Genomic DNA, 10,679 nt, shown 5'->3' on the forward strand with positions numbered 1-10,679 from the left:
GCTTAACGTTTTGATTTTCTAGAATGAATGGAGTGGAATATCTTTCTTTGAACTAGATATTGATCATGTTGCATTGTAATAAACAATGGTGATGATTCTTCTAGTACGCTACTGAATTCCAATCCATACCATGAAATTGGTGAGGCGGTTATATTTTGTAAGAAAATTCTTCCGCTAATTAACTGTCTGTCAAAAGCACTAATTTCAGTATTTAATGCTAAATCTGAAGGACGTTCGTTAATAATTACAAATTTGAAATCACCAACATTTCCACGGTGTTTCATTGAAGTATAGTGTTGCTTTTGTGGATCAACAACACCTTGTTCAATTAGATAGTTAACAATTTGATGTAGATAAATACTTACACTTTGTTGTTTTCTAAAACCTAAGTATAACTGAACATCCACAATGTTTTTAGTTTCTAATAAGTCTGCAGTATAGTTGCTTTCATAAGGGTTATTTGTTTCATTAACAGTTACGAACCAATATACTTTTGCTCGTTTAGGTTCTTTATCTAAGATGGAGTACATGGTGCTGCGTTTGATTTCATAATTATCTTTAACCTTAGTCATATATACTAAGTTTGAAGTGTAAAGTGGAATTGAATCGTCAGCACTTAATTCAGACAATTGGTCACGATAATCTAATAGTGATACATATTCACTTTCTTTTTCGTAGTGATCACGACGTTTATTACCGAAGTACCAAATAATCATTACATATAAAATACCAAACATAATAAATAAGGTTACATATCCACCATGGACAAATTTAACTAAACTTGCAACTAAGAAAACAGCTTCAATTGCTCCAAAGAATAGGGCAATAAAGAATGCAAAGATACGTTTTATCTTGGTTGACATGTATTCAAACAATAATACCGTAGTCATTAACATGGTTACGGTAATTGCCAAACCATAAGCGGCTTCCATATGTTGAGAACTACGGAATAACCATACTACCATAAATGTTACGATACATAAGAACCAGTTAACAGTTGAAATGTAAATTTGGCTTCTAACATTACTAGGATGATGTACAATCATTCTAGGCAAGAATTTTAAACCAATAGCTTCGTCTACTAAAGTAAATGATCCGGTAATTAATGCTTGAGAAGCAATAATAGCAGCTAATGCAGCTAATGCAATTGCAAAAATACGCCAGTTACCAGGCAACATGTCATAGAAAGGATTAGTATTATGTAATCCTGCATATTGTGGATTATGTGCATTTTTAATAATCCAAGCACCTTGACCTAAGTAATTTAAAATTAAAGCGCTATATACAAAGGGCCAAGTTCCATATATGTTCTTTTTACCAACATGTCCCATATCTGAGTAGAGTGCTTCGGCACCAGTAGTTGCTAAGAAAATACTACCTAAGATGAATATTCCAACCTTATTGGCAGGACTAAATAATATTTCAATTGCATAGTATGGTGAAAATGCCTTTAAAACGGCTGGGTATTGTAATAAATTAATAATTCCAACGATTGCCAAAAAACTAAACCATACTAACATTACTGGTCCAAATGAATTTCCAATGATACCAGTTCCAAATCTTTGAATTAAGAACAATACCAATAAAACACATGATGTAATAATCAACACATTGGTTTGAGAATTACTAAAATGAATAAAGCCAATTGATTGGCCCTTTAAACCTTCGATGGCGGATGTTACAGTCACTGCTGGAGTCAATGTTCCATCAGCTAGTAAAGCAGCACCACCAATCAAAGCTGGCCAAACTAACCATTTTGCATTCTTTCGAACTAATGCATATAAAGCAAAAATCCCACCTTCGTGATTGTTATCAGCTTTCATCGTGATTAAAACGTACTTTACAGTAGTAATAATCATTAACGTCCAGAAAATTAATGAAATTGATCCAATTATGTAATCGGGCGTTACGTTAGACATGCTTCCAACATCACCAATAATGGCATTCATAACGTAAAGTGGTGAAGTTCCTATATCACCGTATACTATTCCTAAAGCAATCAACATTCCTGCTAAAGAAATTTTTTCAAATTTAGCCTTCATACTAAATCCTCCAAATACATGTTTATAAAATTACTCAAAGGTCAATCTTAAACTTTTCTTAAAAAAATTCAACCCTTAATCAATTTATTTAATCATTAATAATAAAATATTATAAATTCAAATGCTAAAATTGTATATATTGTAATTTGTATTATATATAGGAGGTGTAAAAATTAAAGTCTTAAAAGATCCCATTCTAATTTCAGTAATTATAATATGTTTTATCAGTTCAATATTCATTGGTGGGCCAAATGTAAAAGATATAAATTGGGATACAATTTTATCACTAATGATGTTAATGATTTTTGTAGCATTGATTAGTGATATGAATATTTTAAACTACTTTAGTCATTTCATTACCACTAAGGCTAGAAGCTCACGAACAATTATTTTAATGTTAGTATTGTTTGATTATTTTGCATCAATGTTCTTCACTAATGATGTTTTAATACTAGCGTTAATTCCATTATTTATTAATATTGCTAATCGTCACCATTTACAAAAAGCATACCCATTAGTTTTGCTGACGATAGCAGCTAATTTAGGTAGTTCAATAACTCCAATTGGAAATCCTCAGAATATATTTTTAGTTTCTAACTATCATGTTGGAATGTTAGCTTTCTTTAAACATAGCTATATTTTATTTATTGTAGGTTTATGTACTGTAGTACTTTTGAGTTTCCTAGTTGAAAATAAATCTATCTTAAATTCTGAGAAGGGCCATAGAGATGCAATTCATTTAAAAGCATCTAATGTATTGATTGCAATTCTATTGATGATAGTTGTATTAATGGGAATATTTAACATTATTAATATTATTATCGCCTTATTCGTTGTTTTATGTACATCAATACTTTTGAATTATCGAGTAATTTACAATGTGGACTATAGCCTTTTATTATCATTCATAGGTTTTTTCCTAATCGTTGGCATTTTTAGTCGTTCAATAACAATCACTCATTTTATTGCTACAGTTTCAAATAGCCCTAAAAATATCTTCATTTTAAGTGCGCTAGCTAGTCAATTTATAAGCAATGTGCCAGCATCTGTTTTGATGGCTAAATTTAGTGGTTATATGGGAGCTATTTATTATGGCGTTAGCATTGGTGGAATGGGTACCCTAGTAGCTTCTCTAGCAAATTTATTAGCTTTAAAGCAAGTTGCTATTTATAGTAAATTAGATGTTCGTAAATTTGTCTTTATTTTTTCTTTACTAAATTTTGCGTTATTATTTTTGTTTATCATCATTTTTTATTTTATAATTTAAATCAATGGGGCTGTTCATTGAGCCTAAAAGCTAATTTTATAGGAGGTACAATTTTATGTATTCAGACTTAAATGGTAAAGTTGCGGTTGTAACCGGTGCTTCTAAGGGAATCGGTCAAGCGATTGCAATTAGATTAGCTAAAGAACATATGAAGTTAGTTTTTAACTATAATTCTGATGCTAAGGGTGCACAAAAAGCAGTAAAATTAATTAAAGATAATGGTGGAGATGCAGTTGCTGTACAAGCAGACATTTCTTCTGAAAGCGATGTTCAAGATTTAGTTGAAGCTGCGGTTTCTAACTTTGGTGAATTAGATTTGTGGATTAACAATGCTGGTATGGAAAATAAAGTACATACACATGAGATGTCGTTAGCTGACTGGCAAAAAGTTATTTCAGTAAATTTAACTGGAGCCTTCTTAGGTACTAAAGCGGCTTTAAATTACTTTTTGGATAATAGTCGTCATGGAAACATCATTAATATGTCTTCTGTGCATGACACGATTCCTTGGCCAACATTTTCACATTATGCTGCTTCTAAGGGCGGTGTTAAAATGTTCAGTGAAACAGTTGCACTTGAATATGCTAAGAAAAATATTCGAGTAAACTGTATTGCGCCAGGTGCTATTAATACACCTATTAACGCTGAAAAATTTGCTGATCCTGAACAATACGAACAAACTACTAAGTTAGTTCCAATGGATCGAATTGGTAAACCTTCTGAAGTTGCAGCTGTTGCAGCTTGGTTAGCTTCCAATGAATCCTCATATGTAACCGGTGATACTATTTATGTTGATGGTGGAATGACCTTGTACCCAGACTTTGAAGAAGGAAAAGGTTAAAATTTTAATAATCATAAAAAAGGATGAACTCATAACTGAGTTCATCCTTTTTTTAGAAAAATAGTTTACTTACAATGATTACAAACGTCAGCAATATTACAGAACTGATGAATGTAGCTAAAATCGGTTTTTTACCACGATTTAAAATAACTTTAAAGTTAACGCTAATCCCTAAAGCAGCCATTGCCATACCTAAGAAAATATATGCAGCTTTTACTAACAAACTAAGCACATTAGCGCTCATAGGAACAAATGATCCAATGATACTAGCTAGGATAAAGCCACCCATAAACCAGGGGATTGGCAATTTATTATGTTTGCCATTTTCATTATTAACTTTGCTACTTTTTTGGTACCAAATACCGATAATTAATGCAGCTGGTGCTAGCATTAACACACGTGAAAGTTTAGTGATAATTGCAATGTTCAATCCAACAGGGCCAGCGGTACTTCCAGTAGCTACCGCATGTGCAATTTCGTGTAATGAACCTCCGGCCACTACTCCAAATTGAGTTGCATCCATATGTAATAATGGCTTTAGCATAATTTCAATTAAAGTAAAAATAGTTCCCATAATAGCCACAATCGCTACCGCTAGAACTTGGTCTTCTTCTTTTTGCGCTTTTTTGCTAGAGCTTACCTTAATTTGTGGTGAAATACCCATAACGGCAGCAGCACCACAGATTCCAGTTCCACTAGCAGCAAGAATGGCTAATTCTTTATCTACCCCAAATTTTCGATTTAGTAAATATGTTCCAGTGATAGTACCAGTCACTACGATCATTGCTAATAAAATAGTTTTAACGCCGGATGACATTAAAGCGGTTAGATTTAGCTTAAAACCTAATAAAATAATTCCTAAACGTAGAAATTTATTAGATATAAATCCAATTTCCTTTTTAATAGGTTTGGTATCAACTGGTTGAACTTGTAATAACATTCCAAAAATAAGTGCTAAAACTAATGAACCGATGATATTTAAATAGGGTAAATTAGCTAGATAGGTACCAACCATCGTACAAATTAATGTAACTATGATAGCGATCCAGAATTTACCAGTTAAAATAATTTTCAAAGATAAACATCCTTTCATTTAATATGTGTTTTATTATATGAAGGTTATGTTATAAAATAAAATTATTATTATTAATTTAGCTATAAAATTTACTTATGGAGAACTACATGATTGATCAACGATATACTACTTTTTTAATGTTAACTAAGACAAAATCATACACTAAAACAGCTAAAAAATTATTTATTACGCAGCCAGCAGTAACTCAACAAGTGAAAAGTTTAGAAAAAGAATTGCAAATACAATTAGTAAAATATCATCAACCGCATCTAGACATTACTAAATCAGGACAAGAGTTGGCAGCTTTTATCAACAATATTGTAAATCAACAAACAGAGTTTTTAGATTATTTAAAAAAACCTAATTCACAAAAAGAAATCATGTTTGGAGCTACTAAATCAGTTGCTATTTTTATGATTCCTAAGATAATTGAAAAATTTTCACATGATTTTGATAAAATTAATTGTACGGTTACCAATACCGAAATAATATTAAGTATGATTGACGATGGTAAATTAGATTTTGCTATCCTAGAAGGTAATTTTAACAAACAAGTTTATAGTTATTATCCTATGCAACGAGAACGATTTGTCTGTGTTGCTAATGCTGATAATGAATTAACGAAAATGGCTAAAATTGATATTAATCAATTATTAAATCAAACTTTAATTTTAAGGGAAAATGGTTCAGGAACTAGGTGTATTTTATATAATTGGTTAAAATCATTGAACTTAAGCTTTAGTGATTTTAATCAAGTGATTAGTTTTAATGAGCCTACAGGCATAATCGAATTGATTAAAAAAAACGTTGGGATTTCTTTTATGTATGAATCATTAGCACTTCAAGAAATATCTAATGGTAATTTGCAAGAAATTAAATTAAGTGGGATGGATATTTTTAGAACCATGAATTTAGTTTATTCACGTAACAATTATTTTGCTAACTACTTTAATCATTTGTTTTGTGATTAATATTTAGTTCAATTAATTTTAAGACATCTTGTTCAATCATAGCATTAGGGTTTAAACCTAATTCATTAATAGGAATAGGTTGGTTTATTTTTTGATAATATTTTAACCAATATTTTTCAATTTGTTGATTAGTTCCAAATTTCATATGAATTAAGTGAAAGTATTGATGCTCAAAAATTTCATATATAAAATTAGCACAGTAAAAGCCATGGTTATTAGGATTAAAAGAATAGTTATATGGTAATCCGAGACATTTTTCTGCTTTCAAGAATAATTTTTGAACATTAAAAGTGGTTTTCAAACGATATACATCAATGTTATTATTAGTATCTTTGATAAATTGTTTAAAACTAGTTTTGTGTACACCAAATTCAGGACAGGCCTCATAAACATAGGGCTCTTTATGATTATAAATAATAATAGCAACATGATCATATTGAAAAGAATGACTACTTAAACTACTTTCTACAATGGCTTGAGATAGTTCATTTTGATTATGTCTGATAAATAATAAATCACCATTTTTCATGCATTTACCTCCAATTTTAGAAAGGACGAATTATATGTTAAAAATACATAATTTAAAAGATGCAGTTTGGGTCGAACTGTACAAAACTGACGCGACAGAAATTAGCAATGCTATTCAAAAGTATAAATTACCTAGAAATGTTAAGGGATATATGTTAGATAAGCACGAGCATTCTCGATTTGAATACGATGACTTTAAAGATTACTCGATTTTAATTATGCGAGCCTTGCGTAGCAAAAAAATTGATAAGGTGAAAACTTCACCGGCTGTAATCGTGATTAAGGATAATTTAATTGTAACTAAGAATAGTAAAAGTTTTAATAAATTATCTGATGAGGGCGAGTGCAATAAATTTGATTTAATTTTTGATTTTTTAGTTGAGATTAGTAATCCTTATTTTGCTAAGATAGATAATATTAACGCTCAAGCAGAAAAGTTACAATCAAAAAATAGAAGTATTAACAATAAGAAACTTCAAGAAGTTTCTAATTTAAAAAGTGATTTAGTATATCTAAAATCAGCTACAGCAGCTAATTTGTTAGCAATTCATCAATTTGAAAATGCTGGAGTTAATCCATCCATTCCCATTGATTTTACTTCTCAAGAAAAACAAAAAATTGAAGATGTAACTGTCGAGTATAATGAATGTAAATATATGTTTGACGTTTTGAATGATATAGTGGGCCAAATTGAAGAAACATACGGTAATATTATTAATAGTAATTTAAATCAGACTATGAAAGTTTTAACTATTTGGTCGTTAGTTTTAGCAATTCCACCGATTATTTCCGGTTTTTATGGGATGAACGTGGGATTGCCATTTGCTAATAGTTGGTTCTCATGGATATTTACTATAATAATAACCATAATTATCATTGTAGTTATGTTGATGTACTTACGTAAACATCATGATTTGTAAATAAAAAGACTGTGATTTTTACATCACAGTCTTTTTTGATTTTAAATTTTTATATTATAGTTGAGCAAAATGTAACAAAGTACGTACCATGTTGCATGTGAAGCCCCATTCATTATCGTACCATGTCCATACTTTAACTAATTGATCGTCACCAAAAGTAGTAACGTCAGTTTGAGTAGCGTCAAATACGGAACCGTGAGTATCACCAATAATGTCAGATGATACGATAGGTTCGTCGTTCCAACCAAAGGCAGGATTGTTTTCAGTATGTTTCTTCATAGCTTCATTAATTTCATCAGCGGTAACGTTTTTCTTTTCAACGATAGCAGTTAGTTCAGTTAATGAACCGTCAACAACACCTACACGTTGAGCAACTCCATTTAACTTACCGTTTAATTCAGGAATTACCAATCCTAATGCTTTGGCAGCACCGGTAGAATGAGGAATTGTATTAGTAGATGCAGTACGGTTATTTCTAAATTTCTTGCCTCTAGGTCCATCCAAAATAGCTTGAGTAGATGTGAAGGCATGAATGGTAGTCATAGTACCAACTTTAATGCCAAAATCTTTGTTCAAGAAATATGCTGAAGGAGCGATACTTCCAGTGGTACAAGATCCAGCAGATACAATTTTGTCATTAGCATCTAAAGTATCTAAGTTAACGCCTGGAACAACGGTTTTAATATCACCAGCTGGTGCTGAAATTAAAACACGTTTTGCTCCAGCATCCAAATGAGCTTGAGATTTTTCTTTTGATGTATAGAAACCAGTACATTCAAGTACAAAATCCACACCATCATTTTTTACCCAAGGAATATTAGCAGCATCTTTTTCAGCATAAACCGGAATTTCTTTACCATCGACAATGATTGCATTGTCATTAGATGTTACTTCACCAGGAAATTTTCCATGAGTGGAATCATATTTTAGTAAATATGCGAGCATAGAAGGAGTTGTTAAATCATTGATAGCAGCTACTTCAATATCACTTGATTTTAGTTCGTGGATACGTTTAAAAGCTAAACGTCCGATACGTCCAAAACCATTAATACCAATCTTTACAGTCATAAGAAATCCTCCTAATTTGTTGTTTATTTATAACTACGCTAAAATAATATCAGCTTATTAAAATAAAATCATGTAAAATGCTTACAAATTTTGAGGAGAATGATTATGTTATACCCTAAAGATGATTTAAAAAAATATGTCTTAGATTATTTTCATCATAAAAATATCACTATTGAAGATATTGCACGTGAATTTTGTGAATTTGAAGGTAAGTACTCTAAAGATTTGACCGTTTCAGATGGAGTAAAAATCATTAATGAAAAGGTTTTTTCGGATAAAGATATTCTTCAAACCATAGCAGTAGGTATTCAACTAGATAAATTGGCTGAACAAAACATGCTGGATGAACCATTATTATCAATTATAAAAAATGATTTACCACAATTTGGAACGGATGAATTATTTGGTATTTACATCGCTAGTCATTTTACAACTGCTGGAATTGCCAATTATGGATATTTAGATCAAACCAAAAATGGAATTGCTAAAAAATTAGATGTCTCACAAGATCATGGTAAAAATAGTACAGTGAATACATTTTTGGACGACATTATATCTAGTATTGTTGCTTCAGCTTCTGGGTTTATTATCCAAAATAAGGATTAACATAAATTATTTCCAAACGTATTCGGTTTGACTATTATATGCAGGACCTTGTTTTACTTTTACATATTTATTGTTCAAGCTGGAAAGTTGAAATAAAAATACTAAACCTAAAATTATTGCAAGAGTTATAATTCTTTTTGTTTTATACATGATTGCCACTTCCAAAATATATTTTGATTTATTTACATTTTAATTATTAACCATTTTTCTTAAATATAGCTTAAATTTTGCAAAAATAAATATAATGTAAGCGCTTTACTTTTTTCTTTTTAAGGTATACAATTACAAATATAGTTTTTACGCAAAATTTTCTTATGTAATTTTTTATTATGTGTTATATTTTATTTAATCAAGTTACATAAATTTAAAGATATATTTCAGAAAAGGAAGTTTTTTATGAATATTTTAATCGGAATTCTACCAGCTTTTCTTTGGGGAGTTGGGCCAATTCTAGCCACTAAATTAGGTGGACGTCCTATTAACCAATTAGTTGGTACAGGATATGGTCAGTTAATTATTGGGGTAGTAATTTATCTTTTCACAAGACCAACTATTACATTTAATGACTTTATATGGGCCTTTATTGGTGGTTTTGCTTGGTCAATTGCTCAATTAATGCAATTTACAGCATTTACCAAAATGAACGTTTCAACTGCAATGCCAATTTCAACTGGTTTACAGTTAATTGAAATTCCATTAGCAGGGGTTATTTTCTGGGGTGATTGGGGAACACCAACTGCTAAACTACTAGGTTTCTTAAGTATCGGATTACTAATAATAGGAACATGTTTTACTAGTTTCCGTGACGGTAGTGTTGACCGTCCAAAAATGGATTATAAATCAGGTTTATTCTTGTTAATTGTAGGTTCATTTGGATACACTGCTTGTTCTGTATTTCCTAAAATTCCAGATGCTTCTGGTTTAGTTGGTTTATTACCACAAACTATTGGTATGGGATTAGGTGGAGTAATCTTAGGTTTATTCATGCAATCTAAAGATCATGAATCATATTTGTTCACTCGTGCAACAATGCGTGGAATTATTATTGGTCTTTTAGGTGGATTAGGTACATTAGCTTACTTGACATCATTAAACTTAAATGGAGTTGCTACTTCATTCCCACTTACTCAAATGAACGTTGTAGTTTCTACATTGGGTGGACTATTAATTCTGCACGAACGTAAAAATAAACGTGAACTATTATTTACTATTTTAGGATTAGCAATGATTATCTTAGCTGCCGTAGTAATTAGTCGTTTAAGTTAATAAAAAAGCTACCATGAATTGTACCGCCTTAAAAAAGTTAGACATAATATCTAATTTTTTAAGGCGGTTTTTTTATGTCAAAATATTCAACTAAA

The 10,679-nt window shown here is 30.7% G+C and carries 10 protein-coding genes; 6 read left to right on the top strand and 4 right to left on the bottom strand.

Going from position 1 to position 10,679, the window contains the following annotated elements; all coding sequences use genetic code 11:
* Positions 1–2: 2 nt before the first annotated feature.
* Complete coding sequence (locus K5Q11_RS02005; protein WP_220727883.1) at positions 3–2,042, bottom strand: KUP/HAK/KT family potassium transporter; 2,040 nt, start codon at positions 2,040–2,042, stop codon at positions 3–5.
* 199 nt (positions 2,043–2,241) lie between these two features.
* Here K5Q11_RS02005 and K5Q11_RS02010 point away from each other — a divergent pair, with 199 nt between their 5' ends.
* Positions 2,242–3,309: an SLC13 family permease gene (locus tag K5Q11_RS02010; RefSeq protein WP_373311476.1), complete on the top strand. Its 1,068-nt coding sequence runs from the start codon at positions 2,242–2,244 to the stop codon at positions 3,307–3,309.
* Between the two features lie 55 nt (positions 3,310–3,364).
* Complete coding sequence (locus K5Q11_RS02015; RefSeq protein ID WP_220751050.1) at positions 3,365–4,150, top strand: glucose-1-dehydrogenase; 786 nt, start codon at positions 3,365–3,367, stop codon at positions 4,148–4,150.
* A gap of 52 nt (positions 4,151–4,202) precedes the next feature.
* Here the strand turns inward: K5Q11_RS02015 and K5Q11_RS02020 are convergent, their stop codons facing one another.
* On the bottom strand, positions 4,203–5,225 hold the full coding sequence (locus tag K5Q11_RS02020; protein WP_373311475.1) for a YeiH family protein: 1,023 nt from the start codon (positions 5,223–5,225) through the stop codon (positions 4,203–4,205).
* Between the two features lie 107 nt (positions 5,226–5,332).
* Between K5Q11_RS02020 and K5Q11_RS02025 the strand changes: the two genes are divergently transcribed.
* Entirely contained in the window at positions 5,333–6,196 is an 864-nt protein-coding gene (locus tag K5Q11_RS02025) for a LysR substrate-binding domain-containing protein (protein ID WP_220751052.1), read from the top strand.
* Here K5Q11_RS02025 and K5Q11_RS02030 read toward each other — a convergent pair.
* The gene (locus tag K5Q11_RS02030; RefSeq protein WP_220751053.1) at positions 6,174–6,725 is read right to left on the bottom strand and encodes a YiiX/YebB-like N1pC/P60 family cysteine hydrolase; all 552 of its coding nucleotides are present in this window, start codon (positions 6,723–6,725) and stop codon (positions 6,174–6,176) included. The two genes, K5Q11_RS02025 and K5Q11_RS02030, sit on opposite strands and share 23 nt — an antisense overlap.
* Positions 6,726–6,759: 34 nt before the next feature.
* Here K5Q11_RS02030 and K5Q11_RS02035 point away from each other — a divergent pair, with 34 nt between their 5' ends.
* Positions 6,760–7,644 (top strand): magnesium transporter CorA family protein, encoded by an 885-nt coding sequence (locus K5Q11_RS02035; RefSeq protein ID WP_220751054.1) that lies wholly within the window; start codon positions 6,760–6,762, stop codon positions 7,642–7,644.
* Positions 7,645–7,698: 54 nt separating this feature from the next.
* On the opposite strand, the gene gap is transcribed toward K5Q11_RS02035, so the two are convergent.
* Positions 7,699–8,712 carry a type I glyceraldehyde-3-phosphate dehydrogenase gene (gene gap, locus K5Q11_RS02040; protein WP_220751055.1) on the bottom strand — a complete coding sequence of 338 codons (1,014 nt, stop codon included), beginning with the start codon at positions 8,710–8,712 and terminating at the stop codon, positions 7,699–7,701.
* 105 nt (positions 8,713–8,817) lie between these two features.
* On the opposite strand from gap, the gene K5Q11_RS02045 reads away from it, so the two are divergent.
* A complete protein-coding gene (locus K5Q11_RS02045; protein ID WP_220751056.1) occupies positions 8,818–9,318 on the top strand; it encodes a phosphatidylglycerophosphatase A family protein in 501 nt (166 codons plus the stop codon).
* A gap of 396 nt (positions 9,319–9,714) precedes the next feature.
* Complete coding sequence (locus tag K5Q11_RS02050) at positions 9,715–10,584, top strand: GRP family sugar transporter (protein ID WP_220727877.1); 870 nt, start codon at positions 9,715–9,717, stop codon at positions 10,582–10,584.
* The last annotated feature ends 95 nt before the right edge of the window (positions 10,585–10,679 follow it).

Source organism: Apilactobacillus xinyiensis (genome assembly GCF_019656235.1).
In the GTDB taxonomy this organism is placed as follows: domain Bacteria; phylum Bacillota; class Bacilli; order Lactobacillales; family Lactobacillaceae; genus Apilactobacillus; species Apilactobacillus xinyiensis.

What these genes read in the sequence shown, in the direction of transcription:
- K5Q11_RS02005 (WP_220727883.1), bottom strand. Translation starts at nt 2,042, where the DNA reads ATGAAGGCTAAATTTGAAAAAATTTCTTTAGCAGGAATGTTGATTGCT.
- K5Q11_RS02015 (WP_220751050.1), top strand. Translation starts at nt 3,365, where the DNA reads ATGTATTCAGACTTAAATGGTAAAGTTGCGGTTGTAACCGGTGCTTCT.
- K5Q11_RS02025 (WP_220751052.1), top strand. Translation starts at nt 5,333, where the DNA reads ATGATTGATCAACGATATACTACTTTTTTAATGTTAACTAAGACAAAA.
- K5Q11_RS02030 (WP_220751053.1), bottom strand. Translation starts at nt 6,725, where the DNA reads ATGAAAAATGGTGATTTATTATTTATCAGACATAATCAAAATGAACTA.
- K5Q11_RS02035 (WP_220751054.1), top strand. Translation starts at nt 6,760, where the DNA reads ATGTTAAAAATACATAATTTAAAAGATGCAGTTTGGGTCGAACTGTAC.
- gap (WP_220751055.1), bottom strand. Translation starts at nt 8,712, where the DNA reads ATGACTGTAAAGATTGGTATTAATGGTTTTGGACGTATCGGACGTTTA.
- K5Q11_RS02045 (WP_220751056.1), top strand. Translation starts at nt 8,818, where the DNA reads ATGTTATACCCTAAAGATGATTTAAAAAAATATGTCTTAGATTATTTT.
- K5Q11_RS02050 (WP_220727877.1), top strand. Translation starts at nt 9,715, where the DNA reads ATGAATATTTTAATCGGAATTCTACCAGCTTTTCTTTGGGGAGTTGGG.